Annotated in this window: 25 protein-coding genes and 1 tRNA gene; 16 read left to right on the top strand and 10 right to left on the bottom strand. The window is 69.9% G+C overall.

Annotation, left to right across the window (positions count from 1 at the left end; all coding sequences use genetic code 11):
- Positions 1-18 precede the first annotated feature (18 nt).
- The 5 genes from IM776_RS13135 to IM776_RS13115 all read right to left on the bottom strand — a co-directional run bounded on the left by IM776_RS13135 (position 19) and on the right by IM776_RS13115 (position 2,278).
- The gene (locus IM776_RS13135) at positions 19-291 is read right to left on the bottom strand and encodes a DUF7218 family protein (RefSeq protein ID WP_194420530.1); all 273 of its coding nucleotides are present in this window, start codon (positions 289-291) and stop codon (positions 19-21) included.
- 37 nt (positions 292-328) lie between these two features.
- Entirely contained in the window at positions 329-832 is a 504-nt protein-coding gene (locus tag IM776_RS13130) for a CinA family protein (protein WP_194420529.1), read from the bottom strand.
- On the bottom strand, positions 829-1,254 hold the full coding sequence (locus IM776_RS13125; RefSeq protein ID WP_194420528.1) for a CBS domain-containing protein: 426 nt from the start codon (positions 1,252-1,254) through the stop codon (positions 829-831). Before IM776_RS13125 ends, IM776_RS13130 begins: the two co-directional genes overlap by 4 nt.
- Positions 1,255-1,364: 110 nt before the next feature.
- Positions 1,365-1,886, bottom strand: a complete 522-nt coding sequence (locus IM776_RS13120; protein ID WP_194420527.1) for a hypothetical protein — start codon at positions 1,884-1,886, stop codon at positions 1,365-1,367.
- Between the two features lie 74 nt (positions 1,887-1,960).
- Positions 1,961-2,278, bottom strand: coding sequence for a DUF7882 family protein (locus IM776_RS13115; RefSeq protein ID WP_194420526.1), 318 nt, complete (start codon positions 2,276-2,278; stop codon positions 1,961-1,963).
- Positions 2,279-2,296: 18 nt separating this feature from the next.
- On the opposite strand from IM776_RS13115, the gene IM776_RS13110 reads away from it, so the two are divergent.
- Positions 2,297-2,632, top strand: coding sequence for a DUF7882 family protein (locus tag IM776_RS13110; protein WP_194420525.1), 336 nt, complete (start codon positions 2,297-2,299; stop codon positions 2,630-2,632).
- Between the two features lie 3 nt (positions 2,633-2,635).
- Here the strand turns inward: IM776_RS13110 and surE are convergent, their stop codons facing one another.
- Together surE and IM776_RS13100 are read right to left on the bottom strand one after the other, a co-directional pair.
- The gene (gene surE, locus IM776_RS13105; protein ID WP_194420524.1) at positions 2,636-3,382 is read right to left on the bottom strand and encodes a 5'/3'-nucleotidase SurE; all 747 of its coding nucleotides are present in this window, start codon (positions 3,380-3,382) and stop codon (positions 2,636-2,638) included.
- A complete protein-coding gene (locus IM776_RS13100; protein WP_194420523.1) occupies positions 3,379-4,380 on the bottom strand; it encodes a 1-phosphofructokinase family hexose kinase in 1,002 nt (333 codons plus the stop codon). Before IM776_RS13100 ends, surE begins: the two co-directional genes overlap by 4 nt.
- 214 nt (positions 4,381-4,594) lie before the next feature.
- Here IM776_RS13100 and IM776_RS13095 point away from each other — a divergent pair, with 214 nt between their 5' ends.
- Positions 4,595-5,479, top strand: coding sequence for an SDR family oxidoreductase (locus IM776_RS13095; protein ID WP_194420522.1), 885 nt, complete (start codon positions 4,595-4,597; stop codon positions 5,477-5,479).
- Positions 5,476-5,784 (top strand): hypothetical protein, encoded by a 309-nt coding sequence (locus IM776_RS13090; RefSeq protein ID WP_194420521.1) that lies wholly within the window; start codon positions 5,476-5,478, stop codon positions 5,782-5,784. The genes IM776_RS13095 and IM776_RS13090 overlap by 4 nt, the downstream gene beginning before the upstream one ends.
- Before the next feature lie 27 nt (positions 5,785-5,811).
- On the opposite strand, the gene helR is transcribed toward IM776_RS13090, so the two are convergent.
- The gene (gene helR, locus IM776_RS13085; protein WP_228479761.1) at positions 5,812-7,983 is read right to left on the bottom strand and encodes an RNA polymerase recycling motor ATPase HelR; all 2,172 of its coding nucleotides are present in this window, start codon (positions 7,981-7,983) and stop codon (positions 5,812-5,814) included.
- 126 nt (positions 7,984-8,109) lie between these two features.
- Here helR and IM776_RS13080 point away from each other — a divergent pair, with 126 nt between their 5' ends.
- From IM776_RS13080 to IM776_RS13050, 7 genes are all read left to right on the top strand, one after another.
- The gene (locus IM776_RS13080) at positions 8,110-8,442 is read left to right on the top strand and encodes a DUF6804 family protein (RefSeq protein ID WP_194420520.1); all 333 of its coding nucleotides are present in this window, start codon (positions 8,110-8,112) and stop codon (positions 8,440-8,442) included.
- A 140-nt stretch (positions 8,443-8,582) separates the two neighbouring features.
- Positions 8,583-8,792, top strand: coding sequence for a hypothetical protein (locus IM776_RS13075; protein ID WP_194422695.1), 210 nt, complete (start codon positions 8,583-8,585; stop codon positions 8,790-8,792).
- Between the two features lie 130 nt (positions 8,793-8,922).
- Complete coding sequence (locus IM776_RS13070) at positions 8,923-10,218, top strand: SufS family cysteine desulfurase (protein ID WP_194420519.1); 1,296 nt, start codon at positions 8,923-8,925, stop codon at positions 10,216-10,218.
- Positions 10,215-10,658 (top strand): Fe-S cluster assembly sulfur transfer protein SufU, encoded by a 444-nt coding sequence (gene sufU / locus IM776_RS13065; RefSeq protein WP_194420518.1) that lies wholly within the window; start codon positions 10,215-10,217, stop codon positions 10,656-10,658. Before IM776_RS13070 ends, sufU begins: the two co-directional genes overlap by 4 nt.
- Before the next feature lie 35 nt (positions 10,659-10,693).
- Positions 10,694-11,335: an NADPH-dependent F420 reductase gene (locus IM776_RS13060; protein ID WP_194420517.1), complete on the top strand. Its 642-nt coding sequence runs from the start codon at positions 10,694-10,696 to the stop codon at positions 11,333-11,335.
- Positions 11,336-11,450: 115 nt separating this feature from the next.
- Positions 11,451-12,323 (top strand): sulfurtransferase, encoded by an 873-nt coding sequence (locus IM776_RS13055; RefSeq protein ID WP_194420516.1) that lies wholly within the window; start codon positions 11,451-11,453, stop codon positions 12,321-12,323.
- A 76-nt stretch (positions 12,324-12,399) separates the two neighbouring features.
- Entirely contained in the window at positions 12,400-13,056 is a 657-nt protein-coding gene (locus IM776_RS13050; RefSeq protein WP_194420515.1) for a GntR family transcriptional regulator, read from the top strand.
- Positions 13,057-13,058: 2 nt separating this feature from the next.
- On the opposite strand, the gene IM776_RS13045 is transcribed toward IM776_RS13050, so the two are convergent.
- Positions 13,059-13,895 (bottom strand): SDR family NAD(P)-dependent oxidoreductase, encoded by an 837-nt coding sequence (locus IM776_RS13045; protein ID WP_194420514.1) that lies wholly within the window; start codon positions 13,893-13,895, stop codon positions 13,059-13,061.
- A 126-nt stretch (positions 13,896-14,021) separates the two neighbouring features.
- Here IM776_RS13045 and IM776_RS13040 point away from each other — a divergent pair, with 126 nt between their 5' ends.
- From IM776_RS13040 to IM776_RS13015, 6 genes are all read left to right on the top strand, one after another.
- Positions 14,022-14,582 (top strand): asparagine synthase, encoded by a 561-nt coding sequence (locus IM776_RS13040; RefSeq protein ID WP_194420513.1) that lies wholly within the window; start codon positions 14,022-14,024, stop codon positions 14,580-14,582.
- A 75-nt stretch (positions 14,583-14,657) separates the two neighbouring features.
- Positions 14,658-14,730 (top strand) — tRNA-Arg (locus IM776_RS13035).
- Positions 14,731-14,830: 100 nt separating this feature from the next.
- Entirely contained in the window at positions 14,831-16,381 is a 1,551-nt protein-coding gene (locus tag IM776_RS13030; protein ID WP_194420512.1) for an L-serine ammonia-lyase, iron-sulfur-dependent, subunit alpha, read from the top strand.
- A gap of 19 nt (positions 16,382-16,400) precedes the next feature.
- Positions 16,401-16,988: a TetR/AcrR family transcriptional regulator gene (locus IM776_RS13025; RefSeq protein ID WP_194420511.1), complete on the top strand. Its 588-nt coding sequence runs from the start codon at positions 16,401-16,403 to the stop codon at positions 16,986-16,988.
- Positions 16,989-17,037: 49 nt separating this feature from the next.
- Positions 17,038-17,832: an ABC transporter ATP-binding protein gene (locus IM776_RS13020; RefSeq protein ID WP_228479760.1), complete on the top strand. Its 795-nt coding sequence runs from the start codon at positions 17,038-17,040 to the stop codon at positions 17,830-17,832.
- Positions 17,829-18,563, top strand: coding sequence for an ABC transporter permease (locus IM776_RS13015; protein WP_194420510.1), 735 nt, complete (start codon positions 17,829-17,831; stop codon positions 18,561-18,563). The genes IM776_RS13020 and IM776_RS13015 overlap by 4 nt, the downstream gene beginning before the upstream one ends.
- 11 nt (positions 18,564-18,574) lie before the next feature.
- Here IM776_RS13015 and hrpB read toward each other — a convergent pair whose 3' ends face one another.
- Positions 18,575-21,172 (bottom strand): ATP-dependent helicase HrpB, encoded by a 2,598-nt coding sequence (gene hrpB / locus IM776_RS13010; protein ID WP_194422648.1) that lies wholly within the window; start codon positions 21,170-21,172, stop codon positions 18,575-18,577.
- Between the last annotated feature and the right edge of the window lie 64 nt (positions 21,173-21,236).

Here is a 21,236-nt window from a genome sequence, read left to right as displayed (position 1 = left end):
TTCGCGGCGGGCCGCTGCTCAGTGCTCGCGGAGCTGCTTGATCAGATCGGCCTTGCGCTTCCCGGAGTACCCGCTGAGGCCGAGCTCCTTGGCGCGCCCACGCAGTTCGTCGACGGTCCAGTCCTCGTAGTCGCCCGACTTCCCGCCGCGACGACCGACCTCTGAGCGCCCCTTCTTCGTTCCGCCGGTGGCGTTCGAGATGCGTGCTGCCTTCTCCTTGGAAGCGCCGTCATCGCGCAGCTCCTCGTAGAGTTCCGGGTCCTTCAGTCGTGAGTTCGCGCCACGAGGCATGATCTGCTCCTTCTTCTCGTTGTCCGTCTTTCTTCCTTCATCCCAGGTCGGCCGTCCGCACTGCGGTCTGCACGGTGGTGAGGATCAGATCGATCGCCGACGCGACCGTCGCGGCCATCACGTCCTCGGGAGATCCGCTCAGCTCGATGAGCCTGTGTCCCTGCGCGCCCTCGGTCGCCCAGCCCAGGTACACCGTCCCCGGTGGGTGCCCGCCCTCGGAGTCCGGACCACCCACACCGGTCGTGGCGACGCAGACATCGGCGGCGAACAGCTCGCGCCCGCCGGCTGCCAGCTGCGCGGCGCACTCGGGCGAGGTCGGGTCGGTGCCTGCGGCGACGCCGAGGAGCACCTCTTTGACCTCTGTCATGTAAGCGACGATCCCGCCCACGAACCATTCGGACGCGTCGGGGCCTGCCCCGACAGCGTGGGCCAGGCCGCCCGAGGTGAGCGATTCGACGACTGCGATGCGCAGACCACTCCGTCGTGCGATCGCGCCGACCGCCGCCACATCGTCCGTCGTCCGCGCCTCCGACAGGCTCATGAGACTCCCTGTCGAGAGATCTCCTCCACAGTCGCGCCCGTGGTCTCGGCACTGAGCGCGAGTGCGATGTCCGCCTGGCTGATGATCCCCACCAGCTGATGGTCCTCGATCACCGGCAGCCGCCGGATCTGGTGCTCGCGCATCCGATCGACGGCGATGCCGATGTCGTCGCCCGCATCGACGGTGATGGGCTTTCCGGCCGCGAGGGTGCGTGACGGCGTGCTCTCGGGATCGAGGCCATAGGCGACGGCCTTCACGACGATGTCGCGGTCGGTGAGCATCCCCTTGAGCCGTCGATCCTCCCCGCAGATCGGGAGCGCGCCCACGTCCAACTCGGACATGACGGATGCCGCGATGCTCAGCGAGTCGTTCTCGCCGATGCACCGCGGTGCCGGCGTCATGATGTCACGGGTGATGGTCATGGTCCTGGTCCCTTCCTCGAGTGCGGATGCGATGACGATAGGTGCAGGCCCGGTCGTCGTAAGGGGCCTTGACAGTCGATCGCGTGCCCGGCAGAGTCCGCCGGTGATCCTCAGCCGTCCCTGACCTCGTCGCCTGCGCCCTCCGGTGCGCGCGCGTCATCGGAGTCGCGATGCGCGCCCTCCGAATAGTCGGGGCGCTGGGGCTGCGGGGGCTGGTCGGACAATTCGCCGCCCGTGCGGCCCCCGTACGGGCGGCCATGGTCGGCGAACTCCTCCCGGCCGAAGACCAGCGTCCACGGACCCGCCGTGAACCGGGCCCCGGTGCGAAGGATCTCCGAACGGCCGCTCGCTCCTGTCTCGGCGGCGCTGGGGACGGCGTTCATCTCGCCCGCCCCGTGCAGTGTCAGCACGTACTCGTCCTGATCATCGTGCATGATCTCGGCGTGTACCGGGTCGGTCTCCGGCAGTTGCAGCTCATTGCCCTCTGCGGCGCCGATGCGCACGGCATCCGCGGTGAGGTTGAACACGAACCGGTCGTCGTCGCGCGTGATCGTCAGATGCGGATTGCCCGCGCCCCACTCGGCGTGGGTGGTCGTCGGCTGATGCGGCTGTCGTTCATCGTGAGAATTCATATGCGCTGTCCTCCTCGCTCGGTGCCTTCACGCTAGGACGGCGGCGATCTCGTCACGAGGGGGTTGACCCGCGCTCAGGGCTGTGCAGAGCCGCCGGGGTCCACCTGCTCCGGCACCAGCGAGATTCCGCCGCTGGAATTCGCCGAGTTCGCCATCGCCGTGACCCACTCCGACGACAGGGGCGGCGGCTCCGGTTCGTCGAACACGAAGCGCAGCGGAATCGCCGGATGCAGCCAGATCGTAGAACGGCCGGAACCGTCAGGATGGCGCCATGAGAGCGTGAAGCTCTCGTTGCGGCGCAGTTTCGTCGCGATGACCACTTTGAGGTGCGCGAGGGCGCGATCCTCGATCCAGATCGCGTCGTTCGTGCCGCCATAGAACATCAGGCCCATGGCACTACGCTACAGATCATGGGCAAGTTCATCTACGAAGGCGGCGTCAAGGTCGAGATCGAAGACCGCGCTCTGACGCACCTGCAGCTCGTCATCAGCGCGAAGCTGCGCCGCGGAGAGCCGTTCGCGTTCAGCTGGCGGGAGGATGCCAGCGTCGGAGGCGGCCGCACGACCGTGTGGGTGCACCCCGGAAGCTCGATCGTCTACAAGTACTACGGCGGCCGCCAGCCGTCGATCAACCGGGCTTGGGTCGACGCCCTCGCTTTCACTGCGAACGCGCCCACCGGCCTGTATCTCGTCCCGGAGCCGGCCGAAGCCGCCGACGAGCCCGGCTCGCCGGACGTTCACGGCTGACGGTCAGTCCAGCGCGAGGTCGAGCCTTCGCTCGGTGACGGACTCGATCCCGGTGACGGTGATCCACCCGTCCGCCAGATGGGCGGCGTCGCTGTCCGGAGTGGGAACGTTCGGCAGCTCCTCGACGGCGAGCCGCACGTAGCTGTCGTCGCTCTCGGCAACGGCCATCTGGACGATGCCGAAGGGCGCGAGCGTCGACTCGCGGACGCCCCTGGGGTGCTCGCTGTTCGGGACGTTCACGTTCATCACGGTGCCCGTGTCGCGAGCCATGAGCTCGGGCACCAGGGCGATCGCGGCATCCGCCCCTGTGCGCCAGTGGAACCGTTCCGGGTTCATACCCACGTCGAGCGACACCGCCATCGCCCACGCACCGTTCAGCGCACCGGTGAGTGCGGCGCCGACAGTGCCGGAGTGCAGGATCGCGCGGCCGACGTTGGCGCCGTGGTTGACGCCGGACAGCACGACCTCGGCGGGATCGCCGAACGCCCCTCGTGCGGCGATCAGGGCGATGAGACCCGGCCCGCCCTGCACGGCGAACGCCTCGACCTCGGGCAGCTCGGGAAGGGTGCGCCGCTCGACCGCGATGCGTCCGTCGGACTCCGTGGCCATTATCGAGGCGCTCGACCCGCTGGACTGCGCGGCGGGCGCGGCGACGGTGACGTCGAAGCCGGCGCTCACGGCTGCCTGTGCGAGGACGCAGAGGCCCGGTGCCTCGATGCCGTCGTCGTTCGTGATCAGCACGCGGGTCATGAGTCCTCCTCCGGACCGGCGATGGCAGCGAGCCCGTCGGGGCTGATGCGTCCTTCGGGTTCTCGGCTCTCGGCATCCGTTCGAGGCACTTCCCGGACGACGACCTTCTCACGGAGGCTGCCGATCAGGTCGGCATCCCCGGTTCCGAGACCGTGACGGGTGACGTTCAGGGCGCCGGCCGCCGCACCCAGCGTGATGGCGTCGCGCAGCCGCTCCTCCCGCACGAGACCGGCGATCACGCCGGCCGTCAGCGAATCTCCCGCACCACGGGTCTCGTTCTCCTCGAATGGCGGAGGGGCGATCTCGAGCACACCTTCTCCATCCGCGAGCAGTAGCGGATCCGCCGCTCGCGTCACGATCACCGCGCCCGCGCCGTCCGCACGCAGGCGCTGCATCGCCGTGAGGATCTCGTCGTCGGTCGTCTCGGTCAGGAGTCCGTCCGCCTTCAGCTCCTCGTGGCTGACCTTCAGAAGATCCACGCCGCCCTCGACGACGGCCCGCAGCCGCTCGCCCGCGAGGTCCGCGACCACCGTCTTGCCTGCCGCGCGCAGGTCGATCGCCAGGCGCCGGTAGAAGTCAGCCGGAATGGTCTCCTCGCCGGCGGGACCGCTCAGGACGACGACCTGCGAGTGCTCGCTGCTGCTCAGCATCGCACTGTAGAGATCGTCGACATCGTGACGGCCGATCGGGTCGCCCCTCTCCTCGTCGATCACGATGCGTTCACCGCCGCGGCGGTCATGGATGTAGGCGGAACCGCGCCCGTCCCGCGTCAGTGCATGCACCGTGATGTCCTCGTCCTCGAGCAGGTGCTGAAGAGCTCTGCCCACCTCTCCGGTCAGCACGCAGCACATGGTCACGGGTACCTGGAGCCGCCGCAGCATCCGCGCCTGCCACACCCCCTGCCCGCCGGCGTGCACGTGGATCTCGGACCCCTGCGGATGGTCCTCGACGGTCACCGTCAATGTCGGCGACGGAGCCAGGATCGTCACATCGCTCATCGAGTGTCCCTTCGGTCGGCGTGCGCCCAGTCTGCGACACCGCCGCCAGGAGTCCGCCCCCGTTGACAGGATTCCCGCACGACACTAGGCCCGGGGCATCGCGCATGCGTGATGCGCGCAAACGCGCGAAGTGTCAACCCCCTTGGGCGCGGGGCGCGTCGAGAGCAAGGTGTTCTCACACCCTCGACCCCTTTCCCTCAAAGGAGCGATCAGCATGAACGACAGCAGCGCCGATCCGCGGCACGCACATCATGACGACCAGTTCCCCGGACAGACGCAGAGCCAGCCGGGTCAGACGGAAGACATGCATCCTGAGCCCGACCACGGAGAGTCGAGCTACGTCGGCCATGGCCGTCTCGAGGGTCGCAGGGCGCTGATCACCGGCGGCGATTCCGGCATCGGCCGCGCTGTATCGATCGCCTTCGCACGCGAAGGCGCGGACGTCGCGATCGCCCACATGGCCGAGGAGCAGGCGGACGCCGACACGACTCTCGACCTGGTGCGGGATGCCGGGCGAACGGGGCTCAGCCTCGCCGGCGACCTGCGCAACGAGGACTTCGCGACCGAAGCCGTGCAGAAGACGCGCGACGGACTCGGCGGCCTCGACATCCTCGTCCTCAACGCCGGCTACCAGCACGACATCGATGGATTCGCGAATCTGCGCACCGACGAGATGCGACGGGTGTTCCAGACGAACCTCGAGGGGCTGCTGTTCTCGGCGCGCGCCGCGTTCCCGATGCTCGAGGCCGGTGCGAGCATCATCGTCACCGCATCCATCCAGTCCTTCAACCCCTCGCCGGGCCTGATCGACTACGCCATGACGAAGGCCGCGCAGGTCGGCTTCGTGAAAGCGCTCGCCGAGGAAGGCGGCCCGCGCGGCATCCGCGTGAACGCCGTCGCGCCTGGCCCGATCTGGACGCCGCTGATTCCCGGGACGGGATGGGACGAGGAGAAGGTCCGCAAGTTCGGCAAGGACACTCCACTGGGTCGCGCGGGTCAGCCCGCCGAGCTCGCCGGCGCCTATGTGTATCTGGCGTCCGGCGAGTCGTCGTACACCTCGGGGACTGTTCTCGCGGTGACCGGGGGGAAGGCGCTATGACCATGACAGCCCCGGAGCCTCCGCGACCGGCATCGGTCTGGGAGGTCATCCCGATCGCCCGCACCGCCTGGCGGATCTGCGACGGCGCGCTCACCGAGACGGATGCCTCCCGCCTCGTCGCCTACGTCGACAAGAACGAGACCGGAACCTACGATGTGCTCTGGCTGCGCAGCCCGTGCCCGACCAGGTCCCGCTACCGCTCTCTTGACGAGCTGCTGGCCGATCTGGACGCAGCCGACGCCGCCGGTGCGCCCTCGCGTGCCGATCGGCCCAGGCAGATCCCGCACTTTCCGCCCCCCGAGTGACGGGCGCCGCCCTGCGGACGTGATTGCTCAGGTGAGGACGACCAGTTCGCGCGTCGACCGCGTCATCGCGACGTAGCGGTCGACGGCTCCCTCGATGCCGGCCCCGAACGAATCCGGATGCACCAGTACCACCAGGTCGAATTCGAGACCCTTCGCCGTTTCCGGCGTCAGCGAGCGGACCCGCTCGTTCGCCGCGTAGGTCGCATCGCCGATGACGCACGCCGTGCCCTCGTCGTTCGCGGCGAGCCATTCGTCGACGATCGTGTCGCGTTCGGCGGTGGGGGCGTACCGTACCGGGATGCCGCTCGAGCGCACCGACGCCGGCACATTGGCGTCGGGCAGCGCGGCGCGGATCGCCGGGGCGGCTTCGGCCATGACCTCCTCCGGCGTGCGGTAGTTGACCGTGAGGGAGGCCAGCCGGACGTCTCGAAGCCCGGCATCGACGAGGCGCTCCTCCCACGTCTGCGTGAAGCCGTGCCTGGCCTGTGCGCGGTCGCCGACCACGGTGAAGCTGCGGGACGGGCAGCGGCTCAGCAGCATCCGCCACTCCGCGTCGGTGAGCTCCTGCGCCTCGTCGACGATGATGTGCGCGAACGGACCGGCGAGTGAGTCGCGGGCGAAGGCGGGCAGGGCGTCCTGGTCGTCCAGGCTGTTCAGCACGTCATCCCCGCGGAGCATCGACATGAGTCCGAGGTCGTCGTCGGACGACTCCATCAGGTAGTCCGCGACGCTCGCTCGGTACTCCCGTTCGGCGGCACGCGCATGCTCGCGTTCGCGGCGGATCCGTCCGGTGTTCGGGTCGCCGACGGCGCGACGGGCGGCGTCCAGGAGCGGCAGATCGGATGCTGTCCACACCGCGGCATCCTCGCGCTGCAGCATCCTCACCTCCTCGGCTGTCAGCCACGGAGCGCACCGCCTGAGGAAACCGGGGTTGCTCCAGAGAGCGGCGACGAGTCCGGCAGGGTCGAGCAGCGGCCAGGCGCGGTTGAACGTCTGGGTGAGAGCTTCGCTCTGGGCGAGAGCGCGGTGCAGCTGCGCGCGGGGGATCTGCCCGGCGAACCGATCGAGCACGATGTCGAGCAGCGCATCCCAGATCTCGTCGCGGGCCTCGTTGTGGGCGGCGCCGGTGTCGGTCTCGAACGCCTCTTCCCAGTCGATCTCCCGCACGCGCAGATCCGTCCACGGCGTCTCGACGACGGTGCCGCGCTCGGGCGGCTGCTCATAGAGGCGCACCGCCGTTCCGACCGCGTCGATCAGCCGCGCTGAGGTCTTGAGTCGTGCGACCGCGGGATCCGTCTCAGCCGGCGCATCGCGACCCTCCGGCACGAGGTCGCGCAGGGTGCAGGTCTGCACGCGGTCCTCGCCGAGGCTCGGCAGCACGTCGTCGACGTAGGCGAGATAGGGCGGGTGCGGGCCCACGACGAGCACGCCGCCGCCGCTGCCGCGCGAGATCCGCGAGTCGGAGTACAGGAGATACGCGGCGCGGTGGAGGGCGACCACGGTCTTTCCCGTGCCGGGCCCTCCGTCGACGACGAGCGTGCCCTCCGAACCTGCACGGATGATGGCATCCTGATCGGCCTGGATGGTCGCCAGCACGTCGCGCATGCGCGAGGAGCGCGAGGTGCCGAGGCTCGCGATGAACGACGACTGGTCGTCGAGTGCGCCGCCGGCGGCGAGGGCCTCGGCCGTGAACGCCTCGTCCCAGTAGTCGCTGACCCGCCCGCTCGACCAGCGGTAGCGGCGGCGGCTCACCAGGCCCATCGGCTCGGCGAGCGTCGCGCCGAAGAACGGCTCCGCGGCGGGTGCGCGCCAGTCGACGAGCAGCTGACGGCCGTCTTCGCCGGTAAGGCCGAGGCGTCCGATGTAGATGTGTTCGCCGGCCTCGGTCACCATGCGACCGAGGCACATGTCGATCCCGTAGCGCCGCAGCATCGTGAGGCGGGCGTTCAGCCGGTGGATCTCGAGGTCGCGCTCGACGGCCGCGCCGCCGACGCCGCTCGGCGAGGCGAGCGTGCGCTCGAGGCGCGCCGATGCGTCGGCGGTGCTGCTGCGCAGCGTGTCGGCGATGGCGGCGAACTGCTCGTCGTCGCGGGTGATCAGGTCGGGGCGGGCTTTGAAGGCGAGGGTGTCAGAGAGGTTGAAGGCGCTGAGAGCGCGGCTGTTCAGGGCTTGGTTGTTCAGAGGGGCAGAGTGATTCACGAGGGCTCCGATCCGGGTGCGCAGGACGCGTCTCGCTGCGCACGATCGACAAGTATGCGCCCCGCAGGGGCCCTTGCCGCAAGCCCCCACCCGACCGGTAAACTGGAAGTGCGGGAAGATGGACGCATGGCTTCTCCCACCCCGCAGACGCAGCGCAACGCGCTTGCTCCTGGGATTCTCGCCGCGATCGCGCTGTTCCTCTCCCCGCTGTTCACCGAGGGCCTCGTCGCGACGATCATCCTGTTCCTCGTCGCGATCCTCGCGCTCGTCGTGGCGTGGTTCGCCTGGCAGGCGCGGCAGTGGTGGTGGACGGTCGTCTTCGTCGCGATCGCGGTGATCTGGAACCCCGTCTACCCGTTCGGTTTCACCGGATGGGTGTGGGTCGGTGCGCAGTTCGTCGCCGCGCTGGTCTTCATCGCCGCCGGCATCCTGATCAAGAACGAGCGCACCGCCGCCTGACGCCCGCGCCGCGCGCCTGGCGGGGTGCTGTATACCTTTCGCCGGTTCTGCGTGCCGCATACCGGCCGAAGGCATACAGCATCCAGTGCGAGCCGCGCGTGAGCATGGCGCTCCGGAGGTTTCGGGCGTAGCGTGCGGGTATGGACGAGCATCGACCGGATCCCGCAGAGGAAAGCCGCCCCGAAGACACCGCAGCGAGCGTCGCCGGAGCCGGGAGCGGTGACACGCCAGGAGGCGGCGACGACGCGCCGCTGGGCGGGGACGACACGACCGAGGAGCAACTCGACGCCGACAACGAGGTCGAGAAGGACATGCTCAAGACGCTCGACCCGGACGACTCTCCGGCCTGAGTTCCGCGGCACGGATGCTGGATGCATCTCGCCGGTTATGGCGCGGTCGGAACCGGCGAAACGCATCCCGCGTGAGCCGTTCACCCGAGCCAGCCGCCCCGGGTGCTCCGGCAGGTGAGATCCTTGAAGGATGAGCTCGCCCACGACCGCAGACGCTCCTCTCGCTGAGACCGACATCGTCCGGCTCCGGGAGGACTTCCCGATCCTGCACACGCAGGTGAACGGGCATCCGCTCGTCTATCTCGACTCCGGGGCCACGTCGCAGCGCCCGTTCGCGGTGCTGGATGCCGAACGCGAGTTCGCCTCGACGCTGAACTCCGCTGTCCACCGCGGCGCGCACACCCTCGCCGCTGAGGCGACCGAGGTGTTCGAGGACGCCCGCGGCACGCTCGCCGGCTTCGTCGGCGCCGGAGACGACGAGATCGTCTGGACCTCCAACGCCACCGAGGCGATCAACCTCGTCGCCTACGCGTTCTCGAACGCCACCGCCGGGCGTGGCGGTGCCGTCGCCGATCGCTTCCGCCTCGGCCCCGGCGACGAGATCGTCACCACCGAGATGGAGCATCACGCCAACCTCATCCCGTGGCAGGAGCTCGCCGCCCGCACCGGTGCGACGTTGCGCATCATCCCTGTCGATGACGACGGCGCACTGCGCTTGGGCGACGCACCGATCGGCGATCGGACCAGGCTCGTCGCCGTCACCCACGTCTCGAACGTGCTCGGTGTCATCAACCCGATCGAGCAGCTGGTCGCCGCAGCCCGCGAGGTCGGTGCGCTCGTGCTGCTGGACGCCTGCCAGTCGGCCCCGCACCTGCCGCTCGACGTGCATGCGCTCGGCGTCGACTTCGCCGTGCTCTCCGGACACAAGATGCTCGGACCCACCGGCATCGGCGCCCTGTACGGTCGCCGCGAGCTGCTCGAAGCCATGCCGCCGTTCCTCACCGGCGGGTCCATGATCACCACGGTGACGACGACCCAGGCCGAGTACCTGCCCCCGCCGCAGCGCTTCGAGGCCGGCACCCAGCGGGTGTCGCAGGCCGTCGCGCTCGCGGCCGCGATCGACTACCTGAGCGGGGTCGGGATGCCGCGCATCGCCGCGCACGAGGCGGCACTCGGGCAGCGGCTCGTCGACGGGCTCACCGCGATCGACGGCGTCCGGGTTCTCGGCGCCGGCATCGACCTGCCGCGGGTCGGGCTCGCGAGCTTCGACATCCCCGGCATCCACTCGCACGACGTCGGGCAGTTCCTCGACGACCGCGGCATCGCCGTGCGGGTGGGCCATCACTGCGCACAGCCGTTGCACCGTCGGCTCGGCGTCACCTCGTCCACCAGGGCGAGCACCTACCTGTACTCGACCGAGGCCGAGGTCGATGCCTTCCTCGACGGCGTCGCCGCCACGATCGAATTCTTCGGAGTGCGCTCATGACCTCCAGTGACCTGCAGAACCTGTACCAGGAGCTGATCCTCGACCACTCCCGCACCCCGCACGGGTTCGGCCTGCGCGACGAGGTCGCGGCGCAGTCGCATCAGCTGAACCCCACCTGCGGCGACGAGATCACCCTGCAGGTGCACCCGGGCGCCGACGGCACCATCGAGGCGATCGCGTGGGAGGGCCATGGCTGCGCGATCTCGCAGGCGTCGGCGTCGCTGTTCGCCGAACTCGTCGAGGGCATGACCGTGCCCGAGATCGAGAAGCGCATCGAGTCGTTCCGCGAGGCGATGCGTTCGCGAGGCAAGATCGAGCCGGACGAGGAGCTGCTCGGCGATGCCGCGGCGCTCGGCAGCGTCTCGCGCTACGTCGCCAGGGTCAAGTGCGCGATGCTCGCCTGGGTCGCCGCTGAAGACGCTCTGCGCAAGCTCGCCTGACGGAATACTCGCGCTCCGGGCACGTTGTCCCTCGCATGACAACTCTCGGAATCATCGGTGCAGGACACATCGGCAGCCAGGTCGCTCGCGCGGCCGTGGCGCACGGCTACGACGTCGTGATCTCGAACTCGCGCGGGCCGGAGACGCTGAGCGATCTCGTCGCAGAGCTCGGGCCTCGTGCACGCGCGGCGACATCGGCGGAAGCGGGCGCGGCCGGCGACGTGGTCGTGGTGACGGTGCCGTTGCATGCGCTGTCGAAGGTGCCGGTCGAACCCCTTGCCGGGAAGATCGTGCTCGACACCAACAACTACTACTTCGAGCGGGACGGGCACATCGACGCGCTGGACAAGGGCGAGACGACGACCTCCGAGCTGCTTCAGGAGCACCTGCCGACCTCGAAGGTCGTGAAGGCGTTCAACCAGATCCGCTCGGGTGAGATCACGACGGACGGTGCACCGGCCGGCGCGGAGGATCGCCGAGCCCTCGCGACTGCGAGCGATTTCGACGAGGCCGTCGAATTCGTCACCTCGTTCTACGACGAGCTCGGATTCGACACCGTGAACGTCGGGCCGCTCCGCGAGTCATGGCGGGTGGAGCGGGATCGTCCGGCTTACGTGGTCCGCCAGAACGCCGCCGAGCTCAGGGAGAACCTCGCCCGCGCGAACCGGCTCCCCTGACAGAGACGGGGCGCCGCGTTACCTTGCGTGTCGCCCCGTGAACCTGCGTGTCGCCCCGTGAACATCTGTGTCATCGCGGGATGACGACACTTCTGCGAATGCGGATGCTGAGGGCATGAGCCACCTGGTCAGCGTCGCGCAGCTGCTGCACCTGCAGCGCGTCGCCGAGCAACGCACCGGACCGCCGGTGCGGCTGCTCGACGTGCGTTGGCGGCTCGACCGGCCGGAGGGGCGTCCGGACTACGTCCGCGCGCACCTACCCGGCGCGGTGTATGTGGACCTCGAGCACGAGCTCGCTCATCGTGGCCAGCCGCAGGAGGGCCGGCATCCACTGCCGCCCCTCGTCGATCTGCAGCGCGCCGCGCGCGGCTGGGGACTCGACGACGGCGACGTCGTCGTGGCTTACGACGACAACCGCAGCGTCCCGGCCGCACGGCTGTGGTGGCTGCTGCGTCGTACCGGGGTCGACGTGCGGGTGCTCGACGGCGGCCTCAGGTCGTGGGCGGCCGAGGAGCTTCCGCTCGAGCACGGCGATGTGCGGCCGCCGCCCGGCGGCGTGACCCTCGTGCTCGATGCGTCCGCCGACGCCGTCGGCATAGACGACGTCGACAGTTTCGCCGCACGCGGCGTGCTGCTGGACGTCCGCACCCCGGAACAGTACAGCGGCGCCCACAACACCAGCGATCCGATCGGCGGGCACATCCCCGGTGCGGTGAACCTCCCGGCCATGGCGACGGTCGCGGCCGACGGGCGCTTGCACCGCCCCGAGGCGCTGCAGCGGCTCTTCGCCACGGCAGGGGTGGATGCCGGTACCGAGGTGGCCGTGTACTGCGGTTCGGGGGTCGCGGCGATGCATGCCGCGCTCGCGCTGGAGCACGCCGGCATCTCGGCCCGGGTCTACCCGGGGTCGTGGAGCCAGTGGGCCCATACGCGGGGGCGCCCTGTCGCGGTGGGAACGCTGCCTGCCGGTCGGTTGACACGCGTGTGATCGCGGCGAGGCCGGGAAAGTGCCCCCGGTATACCAAACCTGTGCCAATGCGCAGATGAGTGGCACAATTGCTCGGATGGGGGAGAGATCTGCGGAGTTGGAGTCCGCCCGGGTGGCACGTCAGCTGCGCGATGACATCGTTCTCGGCCGCAGACGTCCGGGCTCACGGCTGGTGGAACGCGACATCGCCGCGCAACTCAGCGTGTCGCGACTTCCCGTCCGCGAGGCGATCCGCACCCTCGTCACGGAGGGTATCGTCGTCGCGCGCCCCCGGACGTGGGCGGTCGTCCGCGAATACACGCTGGATGACGTGCGCGACTTCGCGGAGGTCCGCGCGCCGATCGAGACCATGCTGTTCGTGTACGCAGCCGAGCGCCACGACGAGGCGGGGCTCGACGGATTGCGCCGGGTGCTGGAGCGCGAAGAGCGGGCAGCGCACGACGGCGACCCGGCCGCATCGCAGGCAGCCGCGGGAGATTTCCACTCGTACATGGCCGTGCTCGCAGGCAATGATGTGCTCACCGAACTCGCCGGCGTCTTCGCGACTCGTCTGAAGTGGATCTTCGGGCTGCATCAGGATCCGCACTCGATGGCCGTCTCCCATCGGGAGCTCTTCGAAGCCATCGAGGCCCGTGATGCGGACCTCGTGCGCCGTCTGCTCGCCGAGCACCTCGCGGCGGGCGCGGCTGCGGCCGAACGCCGCTTCGGAGCCGGGTCGGCGTCGACCCTCTGATCTCACGCCACCGGCGTGGTGGTGTCGGTCGCCTGGCGCAGCGTACTGCGCATCGCACGCCAGTACCCGACCGGCGACAGGCGCACGATCAGGTCGACGAGTCGCGCTTCGCGTCCGATCATCGTGCGCGCTTTCCGGCGTTCGGTGGCGCGGATGATCTGCGCCGCGGCATCCATCGGTTCGGTGTGGTACATCGCGGCCTGCGCCGATGCGGCCCGCGCGGCGACCGCAGGGTCGATCGCGGCGGCGTAACGGCCGTGCAGGATGATCCCGGTGCGCACGCCCGCCGGGTAGAGCGCGCCGACCGTCACGGAGCTGCCCTCCAGTTCGTGGCGCAGAGCCTCGGAGAAGCCGCGTACCGCGAATTTGCTCATCGCGTACGGGATGCGCCCGGCGGGAGCGGCCAGCGCGTAGACGCTGGACATGTGGGTGATGTGCGCAGCCGGCGCGGCCCTGAGCGCGGGCAGCAGGGCCTTCGTGACGGACACGGTGCCCCACAGGTTCACATCGATCAGCCAGCGCATCTCCTCCATCGTCAGCTGCTCGAGGCTGCCGAGCATCGAGGACCCGGCGCAGGTGATCAGCGCGTTGATCCGGGGATGTGCGGCAGTCACGTCGGCGACTGCGGCGAAGGCGGCGACGTCGTCGCTCAGGTCGACGACGTGCGTGCTGACCGCGCCGGGCAGCTCGGCCGCGATGGATGCGAGCGCCTCAGCGTTGTGATCGAGCAGCGCGAGGTGTGCGCCGGCGGCGGACAGCTGCCGAGCGATCTCCGCGCCCATGCCGCTGGCGGCACCCGTGATCACTGTGGTGCTGCCGGCGAGGGTGAGCCGTCGCATGCATCCTCCTCCTGGCACGGTCGGGTCCATGCCTCGCGTCATTGCAGGTGGGGAGAACCTGTCTGGTTCCATTCTGGCCGAGACTCGCGTCGGTGGGGAACGATACGATCAGATCAGGAGGTCGTGGTGGGACGAACAGCGGATGCCATCGCGGAAGGTGTCGCGATCGCGACGGCTGCCGCGCGCTTGACGCTGAAGAACCAGATCCTCGTCGGAACGATCGCCAAGGGCGGTGTCTTCGACTCCGACAAGTACGTCGATGATGCCCGTCAAGCCCTTCTGGCGATGGCGGCCGAGTCCGAGCAGGCTGCCGACGCGATGGTCCGGCTGCGCAAGCGCGCTCGTGGGCGCTACTCCGACCCTGCGGGCACGCACGACTACCGCGATCGCGATGTACGCAACCTCCGGCGCAGGGCCAGGCAGTACGCCGGCGTCGCCGATCGCCTCAAGGCCATGGCCGAAGACCCTGAGAAGCTCGGAGTGCTCGTCGAGGACGCCCGCCAGGCCGCGTGGGCCGACGTGCGCGGCAACCTCGACCGGCGGCTGGTCGTCGAGAGCATGCGCCCCGAGCAGGATCCCGACTACGCCACCATGCGCGAGGCGCGGATGCAGGCGCTCCGCCTCGTCGATCTGCAGGCGCTGTCATCGCGGCAGCGTGCCAAGCGTAAGCGCGAGGCGGCCTCCTGATCGCCGGTTTCGCGTTCGCGCGCTCCGTCATGTATTCTTGCTGAGGCCCGTTTCGCTGAAACAGAGCCGAAGAATGCGCCACTAGCTCAATGGATAGAGCATCTGACTACGGATCAGAAGGTTAGGGGTTCGAGTCCCTTGTGGCGCACACTGTGTTGAGACAGTAGAGCCCCGTCGCGAAAGCGACGGGGCTCGTTTCGTTTCCGCCCCGCGCGCCTCCGATCCGCGCGCCAGCGTAGCCTGGAGGGGTGACTGCGTACGTCTCGGCCTTCGATCTGTTCTCCATCGGCGTGGGGCCATCCAGCTCCCACACGGTGGGCCCGATGCGGGCAGCTCTCGACTTCTCGCAGCGACTCGCCGCTCACGAACGCCTGGCCGGCGTGGCCCGCGTGACCTGCACGCTGTACGGATCGCTCGGCGCCACTGGTATCGGGCACGGCACACCTGATGCCGTCGTCGCAGGGCTTCGCGGCCTGACGCCTGAGACATGCGATCCGGACGAGGTCCGCGCCGCATGGTCGTCGTTCCCCAAGGGCGGCCGCCTGTTCATCGCAGGCAGGCACGCCGTGCCGTTCGCTAAGGACGACATCGAGTTCGCACCGCGTACCCGGCTCCCAGGGCATCCGAATGCCATGACGATCCGTGCGCACGGCGCCGATGGCGGCGTTCTCGTGGAGGATACGTACTACTCGATCGGCGGCGGGTTCATCCGCCGCGACGGCGAAGACGCGCAGATCGCCGCCGGCGGCTTCCCGCTCGACTACACGGATGCCGCCTCGCTGATCGCGCTGTGTGACGAGCGCGGCATCACGATCGCCGACATCGCCCGCGAGAACGAGATGGCCCTGCGGTCGGAGGCAGAGGTCGCGGCCGGGCTCGACGCGATCTGGGATGCCATGGCCGGATGCGTAGACGCCGGTCTGCATGCCGACGGGGTGCTCCCCGGCATCCTCAAGGTCAAGCGTCGCGCCGGCGCGATCCGCGAGCAGCTCGACGCCATCGAGGCGGAGGGAGCTCCCGCGATCCCGGGCGAGTGGCTCGGCGCGTTCGCGCTCGCCGTGAACGAGGAGAACGCCGCGGGCGGGCGCGTGGTCACCGCCCCCACGAACGGTGCCGCCGGCATCCTGCCCGCCGTCGCGATGTACTGGTGGCGGTTCCTCGCCGACTCGGGGCTCGGCTCCGGCAACGCTGTCACGCCGTACGGCGAGCTGGTCGGCAGCGCCCTCCTCGGTTTCAGCGGGAGCGAAGGGCTTCGACTCCCTTCGGTCGCTCAGCCCGTTTCGTCTGCGGAGGCTTCGCCTCCTTCGCTCAACGACCCGCAAGAGGACTTTGAAGCGCACATCGCCGAGGCGAACCGCCGCCGTGGCATCCGCCGCTTCCTGCTCACCGCGACCGCCCTCGGCTCCCTCTTCAAGGCGAATGCATCGATCTCCGGCGCGGAGGGCGGATGCCAGGCCGAGGTCGGCTCCGCATGTGCCATGGCCGCGGGTGGCCTGACCGCGGTGATGGGCGGCACGAGCCGGCAGATCGAGAACGCCGCCGAGATCGCCATGGAGCATCACCTCGGGCTCACCTGCGATCCCATCGGCGGGCTCGTGCAGATCCCGTGCATCGAACGCAATGCGATCGCGGCATCCACCGCGGTGACCGCCGCACGCCTCGCACTGCGCGGTGACGGCGAGCACTACGTGTCGCTGGATGCCGTCGTCGAGACGATGCGGCAGACCGGGGCCGACATGTCGACGAAGTACAAGGAGACCAGCGAAGGCGGCCTCGCGGTCAACGTCATCGAGTGCTGACGAGTCGTAGGCTGTGCCCATGGTGAGCAGACGCGGGCGCGGCAGGCCCCCCGGCGCCTCCGACGCCCGTGCGCGGATCGAGGCCGCGGCGATGCACGAGTTCGGCGAGCACGGCTACGACGGCGCGACCATGCGCGCGATCGCGGCGCGGGCGGAGGTCGACTCGGCGCTGGTGCACCACTACTTCGGCACCAAGGCCGATCTTTTCGCCGAGGTCGCCGGGTTCCCGGTCCGCCCCGACGTCGAGGTGCCCGCGATCCTCCGCGGGCCGCGGGGCGACGCGGGGGAGCGCATCGTGCGCTTCGTGCTGGAGTCGTTCGAGCGGCCCGACGTACGAAAGCGCGGTGTCATGGTGCTCCGCACGGTCGTCAGCGGAAAGCTGACCGGTCCGCTCGTCACGGGCTTCATGTCTCGAGAGCTGCTGCCGCGGATCGCCGCGGAGATCGATGCTCCGGATGCCGAGCTGCGCGCCTCGCTCGTCGCATCGCAGATCGCCGGGCTCATCATCGCCCGGTACATCGTGAAGCTCCCCGCGCTGACGGGGGCATCGGTGGACGAGCTCGTGGCGCGGGTCGGGCCGACGGTCCAGCGCTACCTGTTCGACTGAACCGCACATCCCCTTGACCCCTGGGCGTCACGGGTGCAATATTCATCACATGATGAATAACCCGGCGGTCGAGATCGCTGACCTGCATGTGCGCCGCGGCGCGGTGCGGGTCTTCGACGGGGTCGACCTCACGATCCCGCGAGGGCAGATCACCGGCCTTCTCGGGCCGTCCGGATGCGGCAAGACCACGCTCATGCGCTCGATCGTCGGCGTGCAGAAGATCACTTCCGGTGACGTCATGGTTCTCGGCGAGCCGGGGGGATCGCGGCAGCTCCGGCATCGCGTCGCCTACGGTACGCAGGGTGCGGCGGTCTACGGCGACCTGAGCGTTCGGCAGAACCTCGCCTACGTCGCGTCGCTCCTGAAGGCGCCGAAGGGGGACGTCGACCGCGTGATCGACGAGGTCGGGCTGCGGGGTCAGGCCGGGCAGCTGGTCGATTCCGTGAGCGGCGGACAGAGCATCCGGGTTTCGCTCGGGATGGCGCTGATCGGCTCCCCGGAGCTGATCGTGCTCGACGAGCCCACCGTCGGCCTCGATCCGGTACTGCGCTCCGAGCTGTGGCAGCTGTTCCGTGGCCTTGCCGATCGCGGCGTGACGATGGTCGTGTCGAGCCACGTGATGGACGAGGCGCTGCGATGCGATCGGCTGCTGCTGATGCGCGAAGGGCGGATCATCGCCGACACGACCCCGTCCGCACTCCTGGAGGACACCGGCACGTCCGACCCGGAGGCCGCGTTCCTCGCCCTGATCGAGCGGGATCGCACGGCATCCGCATCGCCGAACGGCGAGACCCGCCGGTCGCGTCGAGAAGCGCGCGAGACCGAAGAGGAGGCCGGAGAGTGAACGGGCGCCGGACGTTCGCGACCGCGGGACGGGTGCTGGCGCAACTGCGGCACGACCCCCGCTCGATCGCCCTGATGCTGATCGCACCGAGTCTGCTGGTCGGGCTGTTCGCCTGGCTGTTCAGCGACCAGGAGGGCGTGTTCGACCAGTTCGGCGGGGCGATCCTGGCGCTGTTCCCGTTCATCGTGATGTTCCTGATCACGTCGATCACGACGCTGCGCGAACGGCGGTCCGGGACGCTCGAGCGGCTGATGACGACACCGCTGGGCAAACCGGACTTCATCCTCGGGTACGCGCTGGCGTTCGGTCTGATGGCGCTGCTGCAGGCGGTCGTCACCGTGAGCTTCGCCGTCTGGGTGTGCGGGCTGTCCGTCGACGGGCCGCTGTGGCAGCTCGGACTCGTCGCGATCGTCGACGCCCTTCTCGGCACCGCACTCGGTCTGCTCGCAAGCGCTTTCGCGCAGACCGAGTTCCAGGCCGTGCAGTTCATGCCGTTGCTGGTGTTCCCGCAGATCATCCTCGGCGGACTGTTCATGCCGCGCGATCAGATGCCGGACGTGCTGTACGCCATCTCCGACTGGCTGCCGCTCAGTTACGCGATCGACACGATCAACGCGGTCGCCGCGGGGGATGAGGGGTGGGACGTGTTCGGTCCGCTGCTGATCGTGCTCGCCTTCGCCGTCGGCGCACTTCTGCTCGCATCTCTCACCCTGCGCCGTCGCACCCGTTAGCCCCGCGCCACCTACGCCCGCTCTGCCCGATTCTTCGTGTGACGGGTCGGCGCGGCATCCCAGGGGTCCTCCGGCCAGGGATGCTTCGGGTACCGTCCCCGCATCTCCGCGCGCACCTGCGCATACGGACCCGACCAGAACGACGCGAGGTCGGCGGTGACGGCCAGCGGGCGTCCGGCCGGCGAGAGCAGATGGAACAGCACCGGCACGCGTCCGTTCACCAGTCGCGGGGTCTGCGCCCACCCGAAGCACTCCTGCAGTTTGACGGCGACGACCGGTCGTGCCGCTGGATCGTCGAGCGGCGGGTAGGCGATGCGGACGCGCGAACCGCTCGGTACCTCGAGACGCTCGGGCGCGAGGGCGTCGAGGTCTGCGGCGGCGGGCCAGGGCAGCAGACGTCGCAGCGCCGGGGCGAGGTCGATGCGCGCAGCGGGGGCGCCGCCTGCGAGGGAATCGAGCTCCGGATCGAGCCATGTGTCGAGGCCGGCGAGCAGTGCGCCGTCCGAGACGTCGGGCCACGGCATCCCGAGCTCTCGATGCAGCAGGGCGAGCCGGCATCGAAGGGCGTCCGCGGCATCCGACCACGTGAAGACGCCGAGGCCGTACTGTTCGATCGCTCGGCGCACGGCGTCGCGGCCGCCGTCGTCGGCCTGCGCGCGCACCGGGACGGACGACCGCACGATCGCGCCGATGCGCCGCTCGCGACGCGCGACGACGCGTCCGCCCGAGAAGTCCGCCTCGACGCGATCGGTGAGGAGATGACCGGCCGCCTGCTCGACGTGTTCCTCGGAGATCGTGGCGGCGGCGCGGATGACGGCCCCGGTGCCACCGGCCGCACGCCCCTGCGCCCGTGAGACGTCCGCCACGGCCAGCCATTCGGCGTCGGCCAGCGGACCGGTGATCCCGGCGCGGGTTCCGGATGCCAGCAGGAAGGTCGCTCCGTGAGCCGAGCGATCCACGCGCCGGGCGACCCGTTCGGGGAACGCGAGCGCGACGACGAGGCCGATGTCGTCGGTGGTCGCCCGGGTGCTGTGAGGGGCCGCGGAGTTCACCGAACGCAGGAGGCGGGTGACCTCCTGTGCCCAGCGACGGGAATCGGGCGCCCGGCGATCTCGCATCGCGACGAGCGCGGCGGCGAGGTCGCCGTCGGCGATGCGGATCTCTCCGCCCAGGAGCGCGACGACTTCGGCGGCGAATCTCGCCCCCACCAGCGGTGCGCCGTCGCGGAGCGCGCGGGCGAGGCGAGGATCGGTCGGAACGCGGGCGAGTTCCCGCCCGGCGGGCGTGGCCCGGCCGTCGTCGTAGATCGCGCCGAGTCCGCGCAGCACGGTGAGGGCGTCGTTCAGGCTGTCGGCGGGCATCGGGTCGAGAAGCCGCAGACCCGCCCCGCCCGGAGCGCCCCAGCACGCGAGCAGCAGTGCGGCATCCGTCAGATCGGTCGTCGCGATCTCGGGTGCCGGACGGGACGGGGCCGCCGCGAACGTGCGCTCGTCGACGCAGCGGATGACCGTCCCCGCGCCCTGGCGCGTCGCGCGCCCGGCGCGCTGGACCGCCGAGGCCCGGGAGGTCGGGCCCGTGACGAGACCGCTCATGCCGCGAGCGGCGTCGCGTTGCGGATAGCGGGACAGGCAGGTGTCGACGACGAGGCGCACGCCGGGAACGGTGAGCGACGACTCGGCGAGCGACGTCGTGACGATGATGCGCGGGGGTCCCTGGATGCCGCGGCCCCGGATCACGGCATCCTGCTCGACCGCGGTCAGCTGCCCGTGCAGTTCACGGACGTCGACGTCGCCGGCGCGCCGGCGGACGCGGTGAGCGATCTCGGACACCTCGCGCGCGCCCGGCGCGAAGACGAGGACGTCGGCCGCCGGATCGGCGCGGAACAGGTCGAGACCGGCTGATGCCGTGACATCCGCCACGTGGTCGAGGAAAGCCCAGGTGACTCCGCGCTCATCGAGTCGTGGTGCGGAGCTCGGTGCCCAGCGCTCCTCGAGCGGATGCTGGGGGACTGTCTGGGTGACGATGGGGGCGGGTGCGGCATCCTGGCCCACGGCGCCCTGCCCCAGCACGCCGGCGATCTTCTCAGCGTCGAGCGTGGCGGACATGGCGACGATGACGAGATCGTCGCGGAGTTCGCGCACCTCGCCGAGGAGTCCGATCAGCAGGTCAGTCTCGAGGGCGCGTTCGTGCACCTCGTCGATGATGACGGCGTCGACGCCGTCGAGCCCAGGGTCCGCGAGCAGGCGGCGCAGCAGCACGCCCGCAGTGACGAACTCGATCCGCGTGGCGGACTCGACTTGGCGCTCGCCGCGGACGGTGAACCCGACGCGGCGGCCGAGCGGAGAGCCGTCGAGCTGCGCCAACCGACGTGCGGCGGCGCGGGCGGCGACCCTGCGGGGCTGCGTGACGATCACGCGGCCGCCGGTGCGGTTGGCGAGGACGGGCGGCACGAGCGTGGTCTTGCCCGTGCCCGGCGGGGCGCTGACGACGACGGACGAGCTCTCGAGCGCAGCGCCGAGGTCGTCCAGCGCCGCCGCGAAAGCGAGGCCGGAGCCGATGGAGGCGATGTCGAACGGGGCGCTCTTCACCCTTCCATCCTCGAGCATCATCAGTTCCGGAGCCATGGCTTCGACTTCGTCGCTCCGCGACTGCGCTCAGCCCGTTTCGTCTCGC

It is taken from the genome of Microbacterium abyssi (assembly GCF_015277895.1).
Taxonomy (GTDB): Bacteria; Actinomycetota; Actinomycetes; order Actinomycetales; family Microbacteriaceae; genus Microbacterium; species Microbacterium abyssi.
This window is presented reverse-complemented; position numbering and strand designations above follow the sequence as displayed.

What these genes read in the sequence shown, in the direction of transcription:
- IM776_RS13090 (WP_194420521.1), top strand. Translation starts at nt 5,476, where the DNA reads ATGACCATGACAGCCCCGGAGCCTCCGCGACCGGCATCGGTCTGGGAG.
- IM776_RS13050 (WP_194420515.1), top strand. Translation starts at nt 12,400, where the DNA reads ATGGGGGAGAGATCTGCGGAGTTGGAGTCCGCCCGGGTGGCACGTCAG.
- IM776_RS13100 (WP_194420523.1), bottom strand. Translation starts at nt 4,380, where the DNA reads ATGAGCGATGTGACGATCCTGGCTCCGTCGCCGACATTGACGGTGACC.
- IM776_RS13025 (WP_194420511.1), top strand. Translation starts at nt 16,401, where the DNA reads ATGGTGAGCAGACGCGGGCGCGGCAGGCCCCCCGGCGCCTCCGACGCC.
- IM776_RS13120 (WP_194420527.1), bottom strand. Translation starts at nt 1,886, where the DNA reads ATGAATTCTCACGATGAACGACAGCCGCATCAGCCGACGACCACCCAC.
- IM776_RS13020 (WP_228479760.1), top strand. Translation starts at nt 17,038, where the DNA reads ATGATGAATAACCCGGCGGTCGAGATCGCTGACCTGCATGTGCGCCGC.
- IM776_RS13075 (WP_194422695.1), top strand. Translation starts at nt 8,583, where the DNA reads ATGGACGAGCATCGACCGGATCCCGCAGAGGAAAGCCGCCCCGAAGAC.
- IM776_RS13115 (WP_194420526.1), bottom strand. Translation starts at nt 2,278, where the DNA reads ATGGGCCTGATGTTCTATGGCGGCACGAACGACGCGATCTGGATCGAG.
- IM776_RS13070 (WP_194420519.1), top strand. Translation starts at nt 8,923, where the DNA reads ATGAGCTCGCCCACGACCGCAGACGCTCCTCTCGCTGAGACCGACATC.
- IM776_RS13135 (WP_194420530.1), bottom strand. Translation starts at nt 291, where the DNA reads ATGCCTCGTGGCGCGAACTCACGACTGAAGGACCCGGAACTCTACGAG.
- IM776_RS13060 (WP_194420517.1), top strand. Translation starts at nt 10,694, where the DNA reads ATGACAACTCTCGGAATCATCGGTGCAGGACACATCGGCAGCCAGGTC.
- IM776_RS13125 (WP_194420528.1), bottom strand. Translation starts at nt 1,254, where the DNA reads ATGACCATCACCCGTGACATCATGACGCCGGCACCGCGGTGCATCGGC.
- IM776_RS13045 (WP_194420514.1), bottom strand. Translation starts at nt 13,895, where the DNA reads ATGCGACGGCTCACCCTCGCCGGCAGCACCACAGTGATCACGGGTGCC.
- sufU (WP_194420518.1), top strand. Translation starts at nt 10,215, where the DNA reads ATGACCTCCAGTGACCTGCAGAACCTGTACCAGGAGCTGATCCTCGAC.
- IM776_RS13130 (WP_194420529.1), bottom strand. Translation starts at nt 832, where the DNA reads ATGAGCCTGTCGGAGGCGCGGACGACGGACGATGTGGCGGCGGTCGGC.
- IM776_RS13110 (WP_194420525.1), top strand. Translation starts at nt 2,297, where the DNA reads ATGGGCAAGTTCATCTACGAAGGCGGCGTCAAGGTCGAGATCGAAGAC.
- surE (WP_194420524.1), bottom strand. Translation starts at nt 3,382, where the DNA reads ATGACCCGCGTGCTGATCACGAACGACGACGGCATCGAGGCACCGGGC.
- hrpB (WP_194422648.1), bottom strand. Translation starts at nt 21,172, where the DNA reads ATGATGCTCGAGGATGGAAGGGTGAAGAGCGCCCCGTTCGACATCGCC.
- IM776_RS13095 (WP_194420522.1), top strand. Translation starts at nt 4,595, where the DNA reads ATGAACGACAGCAGCGCCGATCCGCGGCACGCACATCATGACGACCAG.
- IM776_RS13080 (WP_194420520.1), top strand. Translation starts at nt 8,110, where the DNA reads ATGGCTTCTCCCACCCCGCAGACGCAGCGCAACGCGCTTGCTCCTGGG.
- IM776_RS13055 (WP_194420516.1), top strand. Translation starts at nt 11,451, where the DNA reads ATGAGCCACCTGGTCAGCGTCGCGCAGCTGCTGCACCTGCAGCGCGTC.